17 protein-coding genes, 1 tRNA gene and 1 riboswitch are annotated in these 17,382 nt (G+C 74.4%); of the genes, 4 read left to right on the top strand and 14 right to left on the bottom strand.

Annotated features, from left to right (window positions below; translation table 11 throughout):
• Positions 1 to 1,099 precede the first annotated feature (1,099 nt).
• From ACWDBB_RS03825 to ACWDBB_RS03855, 7 genes are all read right to left on the bottom strand, one after another.
• Complete coding sequence (locus tag ACWDBB_RS03825; protein WP_449788075.1) at positions 1,100 to 1,735, bottom strand: GTP-binding protein; 636 nt, start codon at positions 1,733 to 1,735, stop codon at positions 1,100 to 1,102.
• Positions 1,713 to 2,060: a DUF742 domain-containing protein gene (locus ACWDBB_RS03830; protein WP_449788076.1), complete on the bottom strand. Its 348-nt coding sequence runs from the start codon at positions 2,058 to 2,060 to the stop codon at positions 1,713 to 1,715. The genes ACWDBB_RS03825 and ACWDBB_RS03830 overlap by 23 nt, the downstream gene beginning before the upstream one ends.
• A complete protein-coding gene (locus tag ACWDBB_RS03835) occupies positions 2,057 to 2,470 on the bottom strand; it encodes a roadblock/LC7 domain-containing protein (protein WP_392881869.1) in 414 nt (137 codons plus the stop codon). Before ACWDBB_RS03835 ends, ACWDBB_RS03830 begins: the two co-directional genes overlap by 4 nt.
• The gene (locus ACWDBB_RS03840; protein ID WP_449788107.1) at positions 2,454 to 3,716 is read right to left on the bottom strand and encodes an ATP-binding protein; all 1,263 of its coding nucleotides are present in this window, start codon (positions 3,714 to 3,716) and stop codon (positions 2,454 to 2,456) included. Before ACWDBB_RS03840 ends, ACWDBB_RS03835 begins: the two co-directional genes overlap by 17 nt.
• A gap of 305 nt (positions 3,717 to 4,021) precedes the next feature.
• A complete protein-coding gene (locus tag ACWDBB_RS03845) occupies positions 4,022 to 4,588 on the bottom strand; it encodes a TetR/AcrR family transcriptional regulator (protein WP_449788077.1) in 567 nt (188 codons plus the stop codon).
• Between the two features lie 126 nt (positions 4,589 to 4,714).
• Complete coding sequence (locus tag ACWDBB_RS03850; RefSeq protein ID WP_449788078.1) at positions 4,715 to 5,596, bottom strand: alpha/beta fold hydrolase; 882 nt, start codon at positions 5,594 to 5,596, stop codon at positions 4,715 to 4,717.
• A gap of 75 nt (positions 5,597 to 5,671) precedes the next feature.
• On the bottom strand, positions 5,672 to 5,962 hold the full coding sequence (locus ACWDBB_RS03855; protein ID WP_449788079.1) for a YiaA/YiaB family inner membrane protein: 291 nt from the start codon (positions 5,960 to 5,962) through the stop codon (positions 5,672 to 5,674).
• 195 nt (positions 5,963 to 6,157) lie between these two features.
• A riboswitch (cyclic di-AMP (ydaO/yuaA leader) is annotated at positions 6,158 to 6,316 on the top strand.
• Positions 6,317 to 6,328: 12 nt separating this feature from the next.
• On the opposite strand from ACWDBB_RS03855, the gene ACWDBB_RS03860 reads away from it, so the two are divergent.
• On the top strand, positions 6,329 to 7,177 hold the full coding sequence (locus tag ACWDBB_RS03860; RefSeq protein WP_449788080.1) for a M23 family metallopeptidase: 849 nt from the start codon (positions 6,329 to 6,331) through the stop codon (positions 7,175 to 7,177).
• A 59-nt stretch (positions 7,178 to 7,236) separates the two neighbouring features.
• Here ACWDBB_RS03860 and ACWDBB_RS03865 read toward each other — a convergent pair whose 3' ends face one another.
• Positions 7,237 to 8,112, bottom strand: a complete 876-nt coding sequence (locus ACWDBB_RS03865; protein WP_449788081.1) for a hypothetical protein — start codon at positions 8,110 to 8,112, stop codon at positions 7,237 to 7,239.
• A gap of 42 nt (positions 8,113 to 8,154) precedes the next feature.
• Here ACWDBB_RS03865 and ACWDBB_RS03870 point away from each other — a divergent pair, with 42 nt between their 5' ends.
• The 3 genes from ACWDBB_RS03870 to ACWDBB_RS03880 all read left to right on the top strand — a co-directional run bounded on the left by ACWDBB_RS03870 (position 8,155) and on the right by ACWDBB_RS03880 (position 10,299).
• Positions 8,155 to 8,742 (top strand): GNAT family N-acetyltransferase, encoded by a 588-nt coding sequence (locus tag ACWDBB_RS03870; protein ID WP_449788082.1) that lies wholly within the window; start codon positions 8,155 to 8,157, stop codon positions 8,740 to 8,742.
• Positions 8,743 to 8,855: 113 nt separating this feature from the next.
• Complete coding sequence (locus ACWDBB_RS03875; protein ID WP_449788083.1) at positions 8,856 to 9,596, top strand: sensor domain-containing protein; 741 nt, start codon at positions 8,856 to 8,858, stop codon at positions 9,594 to 9,596.
• Between the two features lie 250 nt (positions 9,597 to 9,846).
• Positions 9,847 to 10,299, top strand: a complete 453-nt coding sequence (locus tag ACWDBB_RS03880; protein ID WP_449788084.1) for a GNAT family N-acetyltransferase — start codon at positions 9,847 to 9,849, stop codon at positions 10,297 to 10,299.
• On the opposite strand, the gene ACWDBB_RS03885 is transcribed toward ACWDBB_RS03880, so the two are convergent.
• The 6 genes from ACWDBB_RS03885 to ACWDBB_RS03910 all read right to left on the bottom strand — a co-directional run bounded on the left by ACWDBB_RS03885 (position 10,296) and on the right by ACWDBB_RS03910 (position 17,116).
• Positions 10,296 to 11,444, bottom strand: coding sequence for a hypothetical protein (locus tag ACWDBB_RS03885; protein ID WP_449788085.1), 1,149 nt, complete (start codon positions 11,442 to 11,444; stop codon positions 10,296 to 10,298). The two genes, ACWDBB_RS03880 and ACWDBB_RS03885, sit on opposite strands and share 4 nt — an antisense overlap.
• Positions 11,445 to 11,922: 478 nt before the next feature.
• Entirely contained in the window at positions 11,923 to 12,711 is a 789-nt protein-coding gene (locus ACWDBB_RS03890; protein WP_449788086.1) for a hypothetical protein, read from the bottom strand.
• A 196-nt stretch (positions 12,712 to 12,907) separates the two neighbouring features.
• Positions 12,908 to 12,981: transfer RNA gene (locus ACWDBB_RS03895), tRNA-Met, on the bottom strand.
• A gap of 50 nt (positions 12,982 to 13,031) precedes the next feature.
• Positions 13,032 to 14,360, bottom strand: a complete 1,329-nt coding sequence (locus tag ACWDBB_RS03900; protein WP_449788087.1) for a PrsW family intramembrane metalloprotease — start codon at positions 14,358 to 14,360, stop codon at positions 13,032 to 13,034.
• 115 nt (positions 14,361 to 14,475) lie between these two features.
• Entirely contained in the window at positions 14,476 to 15,306 is an 831-nt protein-coding gene (gene trmB / locus ACWDBB_RS03905) for a tRNA (guanosine(46)-N7)-methyltransferase TrmB (protein WP_449788088.1), read from the bottom strand.
• 232 nt (positions 15,307 to 15,538) lie between these two features.
• Positions 15,539 to 17,116 (bottom strand): TROVE domain-containing protein, encoded by a 1,578-nt coding sequence (locus ACWDBB_RS03910; RefSeq protein WP_449788089.1) that lies wholly within the window; start codon positions 17,114 to 17,116, stop codon positions 15,539 to 15,541.
• Positions 17,117 to 17,382 lie beyond the last annotated feature (266 nt).

Genomic DNA, 17,382 nt, shown 5'->3' on the forward strand with positions numbered 1-17,382 from the left:
GCGAGGTGGGCCCGGTTGCCGCCCAGCGAACCCTGCGCGGCGGCCGAGGCGCCCTGTGCGGCCGGGTCGGCGTTGGCCGCGGCCAGACCGAGCACGAGCAGGTCGCCGGCGCTGATGTACTGACCGCCGAGGACGGTGTCGCTGGTGGCCCAGCGGCCGGGGAAGTTCTGCGTCGGCGGGTCGCGCCAGAGCACCTCCTCCAGCGCGTCGGAGACGGTCAGCCGCCCGCCGGTGAGGGTGGCCCGGAAGCGCCGGTCGGTGAGCAGCAGCCGCAGCGTGTTGCCGGTCCAGCCGATGGTGGTCTCGTTCCCGGCGACCATCATCACCACCAGGTGGTGCACCGCCTCCTCGTCGGTCAGCGCGGCCGGGTGGGCCAGCAGCCAGGAGGTGAGGTCGGCGCTGGGCTCGGTCCGGCGGCGGCGCACCAGGTCGACCAGGATCGCGTGGAACTCCTCGTTGGCGCGCACCGATTCGGCGCCGCTGTCGGAGATGTCGTTGATCAGCCGGATCAGGTGCGGACCGGCGTCGGTGGGCAGGCCGAGCAGCTGGGTGAAGACCAGCAGCGGCAGCCGGTTCGCGTACTGGGTGACCAGGTCGGCGGTGCCGTCCGGGCCCCAGCTGTCGATCAGCCCGTTGGCGGCGGCCTCGGTGGTGCCGCGCAGCTGCCGGTGGTCGATCTGGGCGAGGGTGTCGGCGACGGCGGTGCGCAGCCGCTGGTGCTCGGCGCCGTCCAGGTTGAGCACGGTGGGGCGCCAGGCGGTCATCGGCTGGAGCCGGGAGTCGGGCGCCAGCCGGCCCTCGGCGGGCACCCGCCAGCGCCGCGAGTCCTTGGAGAACAGCGCCTCGTTGCGGGTGAGTTCGAGCAGCTCGGGGTAGCCGATGACGAGCCAGGCCTCGACCCCGGGCTCCAGCTCGATCGGTGCGACCGGCCCGTAGCGCTCGCGCAGCCGGGCGTACAGGCCGTGCGGGTCCTCGGCGAGGGCCGGGCCGTACAGCGGGGTCAGCGGCACGCCCACGGGCAGCCCGCCGGGCAGGCTGCCGCCGTGGGCGACGGGGCACCCGCCGGAGGTGCCGGGGGGCACGGGGTGTTCGGGAGCGGTCATCGCTGGAGCTCCAGGATCGAGCTGCGGTGCAGGTGGTCGACGAAGTCGATCAGCAGGTCGTAGGACTGCCGGCGGTCGCGCGCGTCGCAGTGCAGGATCGGTACCTCCGGCAGCAGGTCCAGCGCGGAGCGCAGCTCCTCCTCCGGGTAACTCGGCGTGTTCGGGAAGGTGTTGACCGCGACCGCGAACGGGATGCGCTGCTCCTCCAGCCGGCCGAGCACGTCGAAGCTCTCGTCCGGGCGGCGCAGGTCGACCATGGCGATGGCGCCGAGCGCGCCGCGCGACAGGTCGTCCCAGAGCGGCCAGAACCGCTGCTGCCCGGGCGTGCCGAACAGGTACAGCGCGAGCCGGGAGTTGAGCGTGATCCGGCCGAAGTCCAGCGCCACCGTGGTGGTGGTCTTGCCGGGGCGCCCGGTGAGGTCGTCCACGCCGGCGCTGGCGGCGGTCATGGTCTCCTCGGTGCGCAGCGGGGTGATCTCGCTCAGCGAACCGACCAGGGTGGTCTTGCCGACCCCGAAAGGACCGGTGACCAGGATCTTGACCGCGCCCTGCACCGAGGAGGGCAGGTACTGCGGCCCGTCGGTGGACCCGGCGGCCCCGGGGACGGCTTCAGCGGAGTTGGCGGAGGCCAACGAGCACCTCTTCCAGGAGGGTTGCGGGCAGGCGTTCGGCCTGCGGGACGGGAGGGAGCACCTGCACGGCACCGAGGTCCCACAGGTCCCCGACCAGCACCTTGACGACGCCGAGCGGCAGCCTCAGGTGGGCCGCCACCTCGGCGATGGACAGCAGGCTGTGGCAGAGGTCGAGGATGCGCCGGTGTTCGCGGTTCAGCAGCTCGTGCTCGGGCAGGTCCGGTGGTTCGGGTGACGCGCTGACCAGGCTCTCCACGGCCAGCTCGGCCCGGGTGGAGCGGCTGCGGCCACCGGTGATGACGTACGGCCGGACCGGCCCGCTCACCGGTGGCCCCCCGCCGCGTGGTCGACGCGCGGCGGGCTGGTGAGGTGGGTGCCGATCCGTTCGACCAGGACCTGCATCTGGTAGGCGACCAGGCCGGCGTCGACCGCCTCGCTGGTCACCACGGCCAGGTGGGCGCCGGCACCGGCGGCGACGACGAAGAGGTAGCCGCCGCCGTACTCGATGATGATCTGTCGGGTGGCGCTGCCCGGTCCGCCGAAGCCCGTCGCGACGCCGCGGGCCAGCGACTGCAGTCCGGAGCAGGCGGCGGCGAGCCGTTCGGCGTCGTCGCGCCCGATGCCCTCGCTGCGGCCGATCTCCAGGCCGTCGTTGGAGACGACGACGGCGTGCTGGACCTGCGGGACGGCGATGATGTCGGCGAGCAGCCAGCCGAGATCAGGGGTGGTGGTCATGGAACTCTCCGGAGCGCTGGGGAAGTCGGGGGGAAACGGGCGGGGAAGGGTCGAACTGGGCCTGGGCCCGGGCGGCGGACCGGCCGCTGGCGGTTCCGGCCTGGAACATCGCCATGAACGCCTGCGCGTCCCGGGCCGAGCGGTAGGGCGGCGCGGGCGGCGGAGGGGGAGCGGCGTGCTGGGCCGGGCGGCTGTTGCGGTCGCGCCGGTGGCTCCGGCGGGGCAGCGGGGGAGGGGTGCCGTCGGCGGCGTGCCGGCCGGTCGGTGGGGTCTCCACCAGGGGGTGGCCGGAGGGAGAGGCCGGCGGGGGGCCGGGGTTGAACGCGCGGTCGTCCGGCCCGAGGCCGGGGACGGTGGGCGGCAGCGGCTCGGTGAGCAGCGCGTTCGGGAGCAGCAGGACGACGCGCACGCCGCCGTACGGCGAGGGCGCCGAGCTGAGCGTGACCCGGAAGCCGTACTGCTCGGCGAGCCGGCCGACCGCGGCCAGGCCCAGCTGCGGCACCTCGCCGAGCCGGGAGACCTCCAGGGTGCTGCCGCCGGCCAGTGCGGCGGCGGCCTTGGCGACGGCCTGTTCCGGCATGCCGACGCCGCCGTCGTCGATCTCGATGACGGCGCCGTTGTGCACGGGCACCAGGGTGACGAACACCTGGGTGCTGGGCGGGGAGTAGCGGGTGGCGTTGTCCAGCAGCTCGGCGATCGCGTGGATCAGCGCCTCGGCGGCGGCGCCGACCACCGCGGTCTCGATCCGGCTGCGCACCACCACGCGCTGGAACGGCAGGATGCGCGACTGGGCGCCGCGGACGACGTCCTCCAGGGAGACCGGTTCCGGCCAGTGCCGGCCGGCCCGCGCGCCGCACAGCACGGCCAGGGTCTGGGCCAGCCGGGCCTGTTGGGCGGCCGCGTGGTCGGCCTTGAGCAGGCCCTCCAGCAGCGCCGGGTCGTCGTGGGTGCGCTCCATCTCGTCCAGCAGCGCCTGCTGGTCGTGGGCCATCACCAGGATCCGGCGGGCGACGCTGAGGAAGGCCCGCTGGGTGGAGGCGGTGTGCTCCTGCTCCTGCTGGACGGCGGCGAGGTCGGCGCCGCGGCGGGAGAGCTCGGCGGCCAGCTGTTCCTGGACGGCGGCGAGTTCGCCCTGCAGACGGTCGGCGCGGCCGCGCTGGGTGACGGACACGGCGCGGTAGCGCGCGGCGGCCACGAGGGCGAGGACGGCGAGCACGCCGGTTGCCGTTACGGACCACTGAGTCATCGTCACGCGGCGAATTCTAGGGTGATGATCCTACGAAGGTGTGAACGGATCTCGCCAAGTGACCGGATCTCGTCAATATCGAGTCAATTCGGCGGCAATCGGCACTCGTTCGACCCCGATCCCACCGCCTGACGAGGGCCCGGACCTGCCCGACCGGCACCGGCGGGCAGCGTCGGAATCGAGCCGGGTGGCCGGATCGCGTTCCACGATGTGTGGGGTCTGTGCTCACGCTGTTCGGAAGGGGCGCGGCCGGGCCGATTCGGTGCCGGTCCGCTGCGGTGCCGGGCCGCTACGGTGCCGGGCCGCTACGCGGGCCAGGCGCGCAGGCCGGTGGTGAGGGTGGCGACGAGGCGGTCGTGGGTGGTGGTGAGGTCCTCGGCGAGCTGGAAGGCACCGGCGGTGGTGAGCGAGGCGAAGCCGTGGGCGAGGGAGCGGACGGTGCGGGCGGCGTGGATCGCCTCGGAGCCGTCGAGGCCGTACTCCCGCAGGACGGCGACGATCACGCCGACGAGCCGGGCCGCCGCGCGGGCCAGGTCGTCGTCCGGCTGCGGGGCCTGGGGGAGGGCGGTGTAGCGGTGCGGGTACTCGGTGGCGTACGCGTGGTAGGCGCGCAGCACGGCGGCGACGGCGTCGTCCCCGCTGCGTCCGACGGCCGCCTCGGCCAGTCGGTCGGCCAGTTCCCCGGTGACCCGGACGGCGATCAGCCGCCGCAGTTCGGCGAGGCCGCCGCTGACGTGCTTGTACAGCGAGGGGGTGGCGACCCCGGCCCGGGCGGCGACGGAGGCCAGGGTGAGGGCCTCGGCGCCCTGCTCGTCGATGAGGGCGAGGGCGTGGTCGACGACCTGGTCGGGGGTCAGTCCTACGCGGGGCATGGGTTCGGGCTCTCCGTACGGGTCGAAGTCGGGTGACGTCGGGCGCTGCCGGGCGGGTGCCGGTGACGTCGGCGGGGCGGGCAGGGGCAGGCAGGGGCAGGGTCGGGCGGGGGCCGGCGGCGGCGCTCAGCCGAGTTCGGCGAGGAACGGCAGCAGGGCGTCCGCGGTGGCCGCCGGGTTGTCGGCCATCGGGTAGTGCCCGGACCCCTCGATCATCGCCTTCCGCGCGCCGAGCGCGGCGGCCTGCCGGTCGGCGACGAGTTCCGGCTTCGGGAAGTCGGGATCCTTGTCGCCCATGACCACCAGCGCCGGGCACCGCACCGCGGCCGTCCAGCCGACCGGCGCCGAGTCGCCGTGGACGTACCCGCGGGTGGCGGTCTTCCGTCCCGGCGTGCGCAGCGCGGCGACCAGCCCGTCCACGTACGCGTCGAAGTCGGCGGGCTTGGCGCCGGGGAAGGCCATCCGGCGCAGGTAGAAGCCCCAGGAGGCCGGCCAGTGGACGAGGGCGGGGCCCATCAGGGCCATGACGCCGCGCATCAGGGCGCCCGGCGGCGGGCTCTCGACGAAGGCGTCGATCAGGACGATCCCGGCGACCCGCTCGGGCGCGTCCCCGGCGGCCTTCACGACCGTCGCCCCGGTGTACGAGTTGCCGGCGAGGACGGCGCGCTCGATGCCGAGGTGGTCGAGCAGGGCGAGGACGTCGTCGGCGATGGCGGCCGGGCTGTAGTCGTCCCAGCTGATCGAGGATTCGCCGAAGCCCCGCAGGTCCATGGTGACGACGCGGTGGCCGGCGGCGACCAGCAGCGGGCGCAGGTGCCGGTACGCGGCCCGGCTGTCGAGCATGCCCGGGAGCAGGACGACGGGGGTGCCGTCGCCCTGCCGGGTGTCGTCGAAGGCGATCCGGCCGCCGGGAACGCTCAGGTACTGGGTGCTCGGAGTGATGGTGCCGTTCACGGGGTCCTCCTCGGGCCGCGGGTGCTGGGCATCGGCGGTACTGCCGATAGCCATAAAGCTAAGGCTAATAGCCTTAGCCGTCAAGCGGTCGGCGGGCCGGGGGGAAGGGGCGCGGTCGGACGGGTGCGGTCAGACCCCTTCCACCTTGAACGGGTCGTGCTCGCTGAGCAGCTTCTCCAGCCGGGCCTGGTCCACCCGGGTGACCATCTCGTTGGACTCCTGCCGGTCCCGGACCACCTTCGCCAGCGTGAACGCGGAGGTGACGGTGTAGAGGAGGCCGATCCCGAGGAAGGCCCGGGTCCACCCGCCGACCGGCAAGTAGGCGATCCCGGCGGCGAGGGCGATGCCCGACAGGGCGAAGGAGAGGACGGCCTGGATGTGGTACGCGGCCGTGGTGCGGGTCTGCATCGGTGCGCTCATGGCGTCAGGATGCGGCCGCCCGGCCGGGCCGCACATGAGTAGGGGTACTCAGATGGGGCCGTGCGTGAGGGGTCGTTCGTTGACGTCCGTTCACCTGGGATCGGGCGGCCCGAAACGGATGGCTTGGAATCAGAGCCTCCTAGGATTAACGTTTGATAACGCAGCGCGGTTGTCAACGCCGTACCCAGACGGCACCGTGCGCCGTCGCCTAATCCCGCCGACCCGCCCCCGGGCAGGTCAGGGAGCCGGGGAACCACGTTCCTTGGGGTGAATCGGCGGGGCTCCGGCCCGGCCGTAGGAGACCTTCCTGCTCCGAACCCGTCAGCTAACCCGGTAGGCGCGAAGGAAGGAAAGGAGCGCGCCTCCGTGGCGTCGACGCACACCCCGGCACACCCGGCCGGCCCCGCAGCCGGTACCCAGCTCCTCGACCACCCCGGCCCGGACGGCCCCGAGGCCTTCGGCCCGGAGGCGTTCGCCGCGGAGGCCGACACCAACCGCCACCGGATGCCGCGTCAGACCCGCGGGGCCTCCCCGCTGCTCGGCGTCACCGCCGTCGCCGCCACGCTGGGCGCCACCGGCTTCGCCTCGGCGACCCCGGCCGCCGCCCCCGCCGTCGAGGTCCCGGACGAGACCCCGGTCGCCCTCTCCGCCGACCCCGGCCTCGCGCTCGCCGCCCGCATCCAGCACCAGGCCGACAGCCAGCGCACCGCCGCCGAGGAGACCGCCCGGCTGCAGGCCGCCCAGGAGGCGGAAGCCAAGGCCGCCGCCAAGGAGGCCGAGGCCAAGCGCGCCGCAGAGGAGGCCGAGCGGGCCAAGGCCGCCGCCCTCACCCTCCCGGTGAACGACTACCGGCTCTCCGCCCACTACGGCCAGAGCGCCCGCTACTGGGCCAACCTGCACACCGGCCTGGACTTCGCCGCCGACACCGGCACCCCCGTCCACGCGCTCGGCCAGGGCACCATCACCTCGGCCGGCTGGGCCGGCTCGTACGGCTACCGGATCGTCGAGACCCTGCCCGACGGCACCGAGATCTGGTACTGCCACCTCTCCTCGATCACCAAGGGCTCCGGCAACGTCGCCACCGGCCAGCAGATCGGCAAGGTCGGCGCGACCGGCAACGTCACCGGCCCCCACCTGCACATGGAGGTCCGCCCCGGCGGCGGCGCCCCGGTCGACCCGGAGCCCTGGCTCCAGCAGCGCGGCCTCAACCCCTGACGCACGCCCACCGACGCACCCGCGGGAGGGCCCTGGACCGGGGCCTCCCGCGCCGCGCCTCACTCCTCGACGGGCAGCTGCGCCAGGTACGCGTCGATCTCCTCCGGGCCCGGCTCCGGCGCCAGCTCCGGGAACTCCGTCACCAGCAGCCGCGGCAGCCCCGGCACCGTCCAGGCGCCGAACAGGTCGAGCGCCGCGTCCACCGCCGCCTCCTCGAACCTCCCGAAGTCCCCGGCCAACTCGTCCGGCATCGGCCGGCCCAGCGCGGTCAGCCGCGCCAGGTTGCGGTAGCTGCGCCGCATCAGGCCCTGCTCCAGCAGCCGACGCGCGCCGTCCGTGGCCATGCCCACCGAGAGCACCCGGCCCGGGCCCCAGCCCCGCTCGTCCGGCTCGTCCAGCCAGCCGGCCGACGCCAGCGCCTCGAACGCCGCCAGCCGCTCCTCCTCGGCGAACTCCCCGAAGCCGGCCAGCCACTCCCGCACCGCCTCCGGGTCCGTGACGTCCGCCCCGTGCGCGTGCAGCAGCAGCGCGTACAGCCGGGGCCAGGTCACCAGGTCGGCGCGGCGCAGCAGCCCGGCCGCGACCTCCCCCTGCCACTCGGCCTCCTCGTGCAGCCGCTCCTGGCGCTTGGCGTTCAGCCGGCGGGCCGCCCGCTGGTGGTCGACCAGCAGCCGGACGGCGTCGCCGTAGGCGAGCGGGTCCTCCTCGGGCGCGGGTTGGACGTACAGGTGGAGCCGCTCGTGGAGCAGGTGCTCCACCGCGTCGGAGGTCAGTTCGGGCCAGCCGTCGTGCATCCTGCCCTCGCCCAGCTCCAGCAGCGCCAGCACCGCGCGCAGCGGCCCCTCGGCCACCGGCGCGCGGTCCTGCTCGGCCGCCCAGGCGAGCAGGTCGGCGGCCTTGGTGCGCGGGGCGAGCCGCAGGTCTTCGTCGTTCATAGTCCGAACGGTAGCCGCCGGGCGGGGATAGGGTCGGCAGCCATGGTCCCCGTACGACTCACCGGCCCGCGACTGGCCGTCCGCGAGTACCACCACACCGAGGGCGACGTGGACGCGCTGCACGCGCTGTTCGGCGACCCGGAGGTCACCCGGTACCTGCCCTTCGGGCCGAGCGACCGGGAGGACTGCGCCGACCAGGTCGAGCTCTACCTGGAGGAGGCGATGGCCGAGGAGCGGGACACCTACCGGCTCGCCGTCACCAGGCTCGCCGACGCCGAGGAGCCGGACGACGCGACGCCGATCGGGCAGGCCTCGCTCACCCTCGAAGGGCACCGCGCCGCCTGGCTCGGGTGCGTGCTGGCCCGCGGGTGCTGGGGCCTCGGCTACGCGGGCGAGACCGTCGGCCTGCTCTGCGACCTCGCCTTCGGCCCGCTGGGCCTGCACCGGCTGGCCGCCCGGGTCGCCGTGGCCAACACGGCCTCCGTCAAGGTGCTCACCGGGCTGGGCTTCCGACTGGAGGGGCGGCTGCGGCACGACGTGTTCGAGGACGGCGTCTGGTCCGACTCCTACCTCTACTCGCTGCTCGCCGACGAGTGGCGCGGCCCGGCCGTCCGGACGGAGGGGGGTTAACCCCACCCCGGATCCGCCAGGCCTCCGGATCCCAGCCGGCCGGCGCGTCCACCAGACTGGACCTCGTCAGCGGGACGAACGACCGACAGTACGAGGGGCCGGGGGCCGGGAGCATGAGCAGCAGCCGCAGCATGGAGGACCGGGGTTGGGACGTCCCGGGCGGTTACGGTGACGACCCGCGCCCCCTCCGGGCCCGGTGGACCGAGCGGCGGCCGGCCCTGTGGCGGGCGCCGTTCTCGGCCTACTACTACCGCGAGGTCGGCTTCGCGCTCAGCGGCCTGCCGTTGGCGATCGCCGGGTTCGCCTCCTCGATCACCCTGCTGTGCCTCGGCCTCGGCACCTTCGCCACCGTCATCGGCCTGCCCGTCCTGGGCGCGCTGACCGGCCTCGCCCGCGGCTTCGGCCGGCTGGAACGGGCCCGGGTGCGCGGCATGCTGGCCCTGGACGTCCCCGGCCCGGAGCCGGTGCGCCAGGTCCGCCCGGGCGGCTGGGGCGCCGTCACCGCGCGGCTGGCGGACCGGGCCGGCTGGAAGGCCGTGCTGTACCAGGTGGTGATGTTCCCCTGGGCGGTGTTCAGCTTCTCGATGACGCTGGTGTTCCTGGTGCTCGGCTGGGCCCTGACGCTCTACCCGCTGTACCACTGGGTCTTCCCGACCTACACCCCCTGGAACGGGTACCGGCTGTTCGACTTCACCGACGACGAGGGCGTCCGGCACGTGTACGAGGTCCAGGCGCCGTGGCAGATCGCCGGGCTCGCGGTCCTCGGGCTGGTGCTGGTCTTCCTCACCACCCAGCTGGTCCGCGGCCTGACCAACGTCAACCGGGCCGCCGCCCAGGGCCTGCTCGGCCGCTGACCGCCCAGGCCCCGCCCGGTTCCCCGGCCACACCCGCCCAGGCCCCGCCCGCACCCCGGACGCTTCCGGAGGCGGCCGGGGCCGCCGCGTGTCCGGATGACCGGGTGGCCGCCGCCGGCATTCCCCCCGCTCCCTCGGACGTCCTGGCCGCCGAGGCGCGCGAGCCGGGCTGCCGACCACCGCCGCCGGGCGGCCCGACGACCAGGTTATGTAATAGTCATCAATGCGGAGCGCCCCTATACTCGCCCGCATGACCGAGACGACGATCCGGCGGGCCGACGAGACCGACGCCGACCGGCTCACCGACCTGATCCAGGCTTCCTCCGCCTACCACGGCGAGTACGCGCCGATGGTCGACGGCTACCGGGTGACACCCGAGTACATCGCCGGCCACGAGGTGTTCCTCGCCACCGACCCGGCCACCGACCGGCTGCTCGGCTTCTACGGGCTGATCCGCGAACCGGCCGAACTTGACCTGATGTTCGTCGCCGACGAGGCCCAGGGGCGCGGCACCGGCCGCGAACTGATCGCCCACATGCTGGAGCAGGCCCGCGCGGCCGGGGTCACCAGCGTGCGCGTGGTCTCCCATCCGCGCGCCGAGCACTTCTACCTGCGGGTGGGCGCCGAACGCGTCGGCACCTTCCCCGCGCGCGGGAGGATCACCTGGGACCGGCCCGAACTGCGCTTCACCGTCGGCTCCTAGGAGGCGGCCTCGGCGGACGGCCCGCCCGGCCGGTCCGGCACCGCCGGTACGGCCTGCGCGGCCGGCGGCGCCGACTGCTGCTCCGGCAGGACGGCCGCCGCCGGGAGCCGGGACAGGATCTTCTCCGCCAGCCAGCTGCGGTCCGACCCGTACGGAATGCCCCGCGGGTCGACCAGCTGCCGCGCCACCGCGTCCCGCAGCCGCTGCGCCCCGGCGGCGGGCAGCCGGGACAGCAGTCCCCGGGCGGCCAGCAGCGCGTGGTACTGCTCGAAGTCGGAGCGCGGGTGCTCGATCGCGTCCAGCACGCTCGGCAGGTCCGCCAGCGCCGGATCGCCCTGCATCAGCGCGAGCGCCTGGATCCGCCGGCCCTCGGAGCCGTCCGCGAAGAGGGCCCGCACCTGCTCGGCGGTCAGCGCCGAGCGCCGCGCGGTCGAGCGGACCTCCGCCACCACGCCCTCCGGGCCGGCCGGCGTGCCGGAGGCGGGCGGCAGCTGCCCGGCCAGCGCGGCCGGGCGCTGCGTGGTACCGCCCAGCAGTCCGAGCTGCTGCATCGCGCGGACCCGCAGGTCGTCCGCGCCCACCTTGTCGCCGTGCCGGTCGCGGTCCTGTCCGGCGAGGAAGAGGTCCAGCGCCTGGTCGGTCTCGGTCAGCGCCTGGGGAAGCGCCAGCCGGGTCACCAGCCAGCCGGCCAGGAAGCCGAAGACCAGGAAGTACAGCACCAGCGCCGCCGCGAACGGCACCGCCGCCTCGCCCCCGCCGAGCACGGGCGCCAGCGCCGTACCGAGGTCGTGCAGCCGCTCGCCGAGCGAGCCGAGCTGGGTCAGCCCGACGCCCAGCAGCACTTTGGTCAGCCAGTCCGAGACCTGCTCCAAATTGGTGTTCGGCGCGTACGAGCCCGGCGGTTCCTCGGAGCCGGCGCCGCCGCGCACCCGGGGCACCCCGAACAGGAAGCCCAGCCCGCCGCCCAGCGCGACCGAGGCCCCGATCACCACCAGCCCGCCGCCGAGCGCCTGCCAGAGGTGCTCCCGGCCGAGCGCGAACAGCAGCAGCCCGACCAGCCCCGTCCCGGCCAGCGCCCCGGCGGCGCCCCACCGCGCCTTCCGCAGCACGGTCGCCCCGCCGCCCAGCCGTCGCGCCTTCGCCATCGCCTACCCCCTGTGTCCGCGCCGCTCCGCCCCGGAATCCGGGCCGACTCTAGCGCCGCGGCGCCGCAGCCGCGGCCACGCCCCTGGTGGCTCCCGGCCGCATCCCGGGCAGCCCCGCCGGCCACGCCCCGGGCTGACCCCGGACACGCCGCGGGGAGCCTCCGGAACCGATGCCGGAAGCTCCCCGGGAACGCAGACGGCCCGCGGGCTGCTCCTCCGCGCCGGCCCGTGCACTGGCCAGGCGCCGAGGCACCGGGGATGTACCGGTGAGCCCGCGGGCCGGGTGACTGCTTGGATTTCGCCTGCCGGAGGCCGAGGGCCTCACCCTGCGCAGGCAGGGGCGGCTCTAGCGAGCAGCCACCTCACGCATCCTGATGTAACTCAACTCAGGATCACCTCCCTTCAGTGTGCTGCCAGCGTAGGCAGCACCCCGGTCGGAGGGCAACGGATTTATTTCGCGGGTTGCCGCGGCCGTCGCTCAGGCGCTCTTGAGCTGGTCCTTGAACTTGGTGAAGTCGACCGTGTTGTCGGGCGACGGGACCTGGATGGTCAGCGGCTTGTCGAAGTCGCTGAAGTCCATCTTGCCGTTGCCGTCCTCGCCGCCGGAGTGCTCGACCCGCACCGGGTAGGGCTTGCCCTCGGTGGCGATCTGCATGGTCGAGACCCCGCCCTTGGGGTCGGTGGACTTCAGGCTGAAGGTCTTCACGCCGTTGACCTCGCCGGCGGAGCCCTTCTCGGCCTTCTCGTTGGTGCTCTTGTCCTCGGTGATCTTCTTGCTGAACTCGGCCAGGTTGCAGACGCTGGTGAGGGAGCCCATCGACGGGTCGTTCTCGAAGCCGGTCAGGTAGCGGCCCTTGAACAGCTCGGCGGCCTTGGCGCCGTTCGGGCCGCCCACGTTGGTCCAGAAGGCGGTGTCCGGCTTGACGTAGGAGGTCTTGCCGTCGCTGATGATCTCGAACTTGCCCATGCCCGGCATCGCCATGGTGCCGGTGCACTGGCTCTTGTTGTCCAGCGACAGGTTCATCTCCATCTTGCCCTCGCCGGCGTCGATGGTGCCGGCCATCTTGAGGGAGGTCGCGGAGGCCAGGGCGTCCTTGGCCTGCTTCATGATGTCCTGGGCGCTGAGCTTGTCGGTGTCGAGCTTCTTCGAGGCGCCCGCCTTGGCGTCGCCGCCCTTCCCGTCGCTCTTCTCACTACCGCACGCGGCGGTGCCGGCGGCCAGGACGAGGCAGATCGCGGCGGTGCTGACCAGTCGCTTCGACAGCATGAGGTGATTCCTGTCCGGGGCGGCCCGAACAGCCCGCCCCAAATGTGATGAATTTTTCATCAGTATGGTTCAGGCCTCCGACAGCGGATCATGGGATCGGCCGCTGTTACAGCTTCGTGGCAGGACCGTGTTCTGCCCGTACCCGGAAACGCGGAAGGCCCGGAGGACGAATCCTCCGGGCCTTCCGGCTACTGAGTAGCGGGGACAGGATTTGAACCTGCGACCTCTGGGTTATGAGCCCAGCGAGCTACCGAGCTGCTCCACCCCGCGTCGGTGAACACAACGATACGGGGAAGTCGCCGAGATGGGAAATCGGTTCCTCAGGACGCCCCGCTGCCCGGCACCCGGCCGGGCAGCGGATGCCGGGCCGTGCGGCATCTCGCCCAGGCCGCGAAGCAGACCAGCGCGGCGAAGCAGGGCACCATCAGGGCCCCGTACACCACCAGGAAGCCGTCCGTACCGAGGTCGGCGGCGGCGTTCCAGGTGCCGTGCAGCGCCATCGCCAGCAGCAGCCCGGCCGGCGCCGCCAACCGAGCCAGCCAGCGCCGCGCGGTGGTGAGGGCGACGGCCAGGCCGATACCGGTGAGCGCGGTGAACAGCGGGTGCGCGAAGGGGGAGAGCAGGGCGCGCAGCACGAAGGTCTGCACGGTGCTGTCGAAGTCGCGCAGGCTGGGCGGGTCGCCGAGGCCGATGCTGTCCAGCCGCTGGCGCTGGTCGCTGGTGAAGGCCCGGCCCAGGTAGAGGGCGTTCTCGGTGAAGGCGAAGCCGCAGGCGGCCATCCCGCCGAGCACCATCCCGGCGGCCAGGGTGCGCGGTCGGGAGCGCTGGTGCGGCCCGCCGCCGGGCGGGGCGGGGCGCAGGTAGGGCAGCGGCCGCAGGTACGGGCGCAGCCGCAGCCGGCCGCGGGCGTGCGGTCCGACCGGGTGGCGCGGGTACGGGCGCGGGCTCCGGGGCGCTGGCGACCGGCGCAGCAGCGGCGCGCAGGGGCGCCCGGTGTGGCGGCCGCGGCAGCGCAGCCGCTGGCCGAGCGGGAGCAGGAGCACCAGGAGGGCGGTGGCCTTGGCGGTCTCCTCGATCACCGGGGTGGCGATCCCGGCGCCGAGCAGCTCCCCGAACGGGCCCCGGTGCCGGGTCACGTAGCTCGCCGTCCAGTTGTTGGCGAGGATCGCGACGGTGGTGGCCGCGCAGGCGCCCCAACCGAGGCAGAACACGGTGTGCCGCAGTGGCACCCGCGCGGTGAGGTTGAGCCAGGCCAGGCCGCCGAGGACGAACGGCAGCGGCACCATCGCCAGGCCCAGGCCGACCAGCAGGCCGACCGTGCCGGTCTGCCGCTGGACCAGGTGGAGGATCAGTACCCCGCAGCCGATCAGGGTCAGCACGGTGGTCGCGGTGACGGAGGAGAGCGCCATCGAGCGGCCGCGGCCCGGCGGGGCCCCGGCCGGCCTCCGGCGCCGTTCCCCCGGGCCGAAGGCCGGGACCGGTCCGGCGGCGGCACCCGGCCGGGACAGCAGGCGGTGGGCCCGGCGCCTCCGGGGCCCCGGGATGGTCCGGGTGCCGCCGGTGCTCGGGACCGTCTCCGGTGCGTCGGCGGCGGCGCTGACCGTCGTCCGGCCGTTCGTCCGGAACCCGCCGCCGGACGGGCTGCCCATGCGGCACAGGGTAGGCCACGGTGGCGGCCCGTCGGGAGGAATCGGGCCGGGCCGGCCGTCCCCGGCCGGCCCGAACGGCCGCCGCACGGGCGCCCGTTCGAACGGCGCCGGTGGGTCAGCGGCGGCGGAACAGCAGGTCGTGGACGACGTGGCCCTTGGCGATCCCGGCCCGTTCGAACTTGGTGACCGGACGCCAGTCCGGCCGCGGGGCGTAGCCGGGGATGCTGCCGTCCGGGTGGTCCGCGGGCTCCAGCCAGCCGGTCCCGTCACCCTCGGGGTGCAGGTTCTCCAGCTCCGGGGAGTCGGACAGCACGGCCAGCATCTGCTCGGCGTACGGCTCCCAGTCGGTGGCGCAGTGCACCAGGGCGCCCGGGGCGAGCCGGGGCAGCACCAGGTCGAGGAAGGCGGGCTGGACCAGCCGGCGCTTGTGGTGCTTCGGCTTGGGCCACGGGTCGGCGAAGTAGACCCGCAGACCGGCCAGCGAGGCGTCCGGGAGCATGTCGCGCAGCAGGATCACCGCGTCGCCGGCGGCCGTCCGGACGTTCCGGGAACCGTCGCGCTCCAGCAGGCCGAGCAGGTTGCCGTGGCCGGGGGTGTGCACGTCGGCGGCGAGGATGCCCATGTCCGGGTCGGCGGCGGCCATCGCGGCGGTGGTCTCGCCCATGCCGAAGCCGATCTCCAGGGTCACCGGCAGGCCGCCGAACAGCTCCGGCAGGTCCAGCGGGGTGCCGTCGATGGGTATGCCGTACGTCTCCCAGCTCCGGTCCAGGGCGCTCGCCTGGGCGTTGGTCATCCGGCCCCGGCGCGGCTGGAAGCTGCGGATGCGACGCTCGCGGTGCTGGGCCTCGGTGGCCTTGTGCGGGTACATCGGCGCGGGGTAGGCGGCCGGCGCGGCGGACAGCCGGGCGGACGGCGAGGGCTGGGGGATCGGGGCGGTGGCAGTCACAATCACCCGAGTCTACGGGGCTGTCGGGGCGCTCCGGCGGGGCCTGTGACCGGGCTCATCCGCCCGAGCGCCCGGTCCGGCCGCTGCTTCCCGTCGCCCGGTCCGGCCGCTGCTTCCCGTCGCCGGGTCCGGCCGCCGCTTCCCGTCGCCCGGTCCGGCCGCCGCCGCTCCGGCCTCGGGAGAGAGGGGGAGCCGTCCCCTTCGGTGGCTCCCCCCTCTCCCCGGCGTTCCGCTACTCCTCCCAGGGCCAGCGGGCGTTCGCCCCGGCCTCCAGGAGGGGGATCAGCCGGAAGGCCGCGTCGCTCAGGCCGCCGAAGGTGTGCCGGTGGGCGCCGCCGCTGGGGCCGTGGCCGGTGGCGTAGCCCGCCAGGTTCCAGGTGTAGACGGGCACGTGGGCCGGGACGGCGGCGAGCGGGTCGCCGCCCCGGTGGTTCGGGCCGGTCTGCTCGTCGGTGACGATCACCACCCGGTCGTGGCCGCGGTAGTGGGTGCGGACGGCGTCGGCGGTGTTGGTGCCGCCGAGGTCGGAGAAACGGTCCAGCACCCGCAGCACCGCCTCGCCCCGGCCCACCTCGACCACCCGGCTGGTGGTGCCGAACTCGACCAGGTCCGCCTCGGCGGCCCGGACCTTCAGCGCGGTGCCGAAGATCGCCGCCGAGTCGGCCCGGTTGAGCTCGGTCGGCCCGCCGGAGCGGTCGAACATCGATCCGGAGCGGTCCACCAGGACCAGTGTCCGGCCGGGCAGTTCGGGCACGTTGGCCAGCGAGTGGCCGAGCGCGGTCTCCAGCGCGTGCCCCCAGCGCAGTGAGGTCACGTTGCGGTGCGCGGCCAGGTACCGGAACGGGAACTGGCGCGAGCGCCGCACCTCGCCCCCGTCGGAGATCCGCCGGGCCACCTCGGCCGCGACGGCGTCCGAGATCCCGGCCCGGTCGAAGTTGCGCAGGTTCCGCACCAGCGCCATCGGTCCCATCGAGGGGATGACCGCCTCCCAGACCGCGGCGTCCAGCGGCCCCTGCAGCCAACCCGCCAGCGCCTCCCAGGTCAGCCCGGCGGCGGCCAGCCGCTCGGCGCCGCCCTCGGCGGTCACCGCCGCCCGGCGTTCCTCGACGGGCAGCGCGAGCAGCGCCCGGTTGGCGGTCAGCATCCGGTCGGCGGCCGGCGGGACGGCCTCCTCCGGCCGGTGGCGGCGGTCCAGCGCGTACGCGAACAGGGCGCCCTGCCACTCCTTCCCGGGGGCCGGCGAGGGGTGGGTCAGCTCGATCACGTCGCCGAAGCGGTAGCCCTTGCCCGCGGTGTCGTACTTGAGCAGCGCGCGGGCGTCGTACAGGTGCCGGACGGCGTCGGCGACGCCGCGCTTGAGCGGCTTGGGCAGCGCCCGGCCGTAGCGCGAGGTCCAGTAGGCGAGCAGCTCGCCGGGCTCGTCGGCGCGCCGCAGCACCGCCGCGACGGCCTGCCGGGAGTGGCCGTGGGCGCCCGCGTCCAGCCGGGCCCGGGTGAACTCGGCGGCGCCGACCAGGGCGGCGGTGCGCATCTGGGCGCCGTGGCGCAGCCAGCGCAGCAGCCCGAGGGTCCACTCCGGCTCGGTGACGGCGAGTTCGCGCACCAGCGCGGTGTAGCGGTCGTCGCGTTCGCCGCCGCGCTCGTGGAAGGTGTCCTGGCCGACCATGTTGGCCACCGCGAGCAGGAAGAGCTCGGACTTGCGGTCCCGGACGAATCCGGTGCCGCCGTTGTGGTTGACGGTGCGCAGGCCGGTGGTGGCCACCGGCGAGCTCGGACTCGCCTTGGTCCTGCGGAAGTTGAACCTGGACATGCGGCAGCCCCCTCGGCCTGCTGGTGTCAGTGGGGAGGGAGGCATGCCGCGGCCAGGGGTGCCCGAGTTCGTGCCGGCCGCGGGCGGCCGACGTCGGCGGAGGTGTATGCCTTGTGCTCTGTCAGATTTGAGCCGGCGGCCGCGCTCGCGCACGGCACGCCCGGGACTCGAACCCGGAACCGCAAGATCCGAAGTAACCCCCGCCTGCGCACCGGGCACTCCGGAACGCGTTGCCTCCCGAGATCAAGGATGGCGGCGGTGTTTCG

It is taken from the genome of Kitasatospora sp. NPDC001095 (genome assembly GCF_053598615.1).

What these genes read in the sequence shown, in the direction of transcription:
- ACWDBB_RS03850 (WP_449788078.1), bottom strand. Translation starts at nt 5,596, where the DNA reads ATGGCTATCGGCAGTACCGCCGATGCCCAGCACCCGCGGCCCGAGGAG.
- ACWDBB_RS03840 (WP_449788107.1), bottom strand. Translation starts at nt 3,716, where the DNA reads ATGACTCAGTGGTCCGTAACGGCAACCGGCGTGCTCGCCGTCCTCGCC.
- ACWDBB_RS03885 (WP_449788085.1), bottom strand. Translation starts at nt 11,444, where the DNA reads ATGGCGAAGGCGCGACGGCTGGGCGGCGGGGCGACCGTGCTGCGGAAG.
- ACWDBB_RS03890 (WP_449788086.1), bottom strand. Translation starts at nt 12,711, where the DNA reads ATGCTGTCGAAGCGACTGGTCAGCACCGCCGCGATCTGCCTCGTCCTG.
- ACWDBB_RS03835 (WP_392881869.1), bottom strand. Translation starts at nt 2,470, where the DNA reads ATGACCACCACCCCTGATCTCGGCTGGCTGCTCGCCGACATCATCGCC.
- ACWDBB_RS03900 (WP_449788087.1), bottom strand. Translation starts at nt 14,360, where the DNA reads ATGGGCAGCCCGTCCGGCGGCGGGTTCCGGACGAACGGCCGGACGACG.
- ACWDBB_RS03875 (WP_449788083.1), top strand. Translation starts at nt 8,856, where the DNA reads ATGAGCAGCAGCCGCAGCATGGAGGACCGGGGTTGGGACGTCCCGGGC.
- ACWDBB_RS03865 (WP_449788081.1), bottom strand. Translation starts at nt 8,112, where the DNA reads ATGAACGACGAAGACCTGCGGCTCGCCCCGCGCACCAAGGCCGCCGAC.
- ACWDBB_RS03855 (WP_449788079.1), bottom strand. Translation starts at nt 5,962, where the DNA reads ATGAGCGCACCGATGCAGACCCGCACCACGGCCGCGTACCACATCCAG.
- ACWDBB_RS03870 (WP_449788082.1), top strand. Translation starts at nt 8,155, where the DNA reads ATGGTCCCCGTACGACTCACCGGCCCGCGACTGGCCGTCCGCGAGTAC.
- ACWDBB_RS03910 (WP_449788089.1), bottom strand. Translation starts at nt 17,116, where the DNA reads ATGTCCAGGTTCAACTTCCGCAGGACCAAGGCGAGTCCGAGCTCGCCG.
- ACWDBB_RS03880 (WP_449788084.1), top strand. Translation starts at nt 9,847, where the DNA reads ATGACCGAGACGACGATCCGGCGGGCCGACGAGACCGACGCCGACCGG.
- ACWDBB_RS03845 (WP_449788077.1), bottom strand. Translation starts at nt 4,588, where the DNA reads ATGCCCCGCGTAGGACTGACCCCCGACCAGGTCGTCGACCACGCCCTC.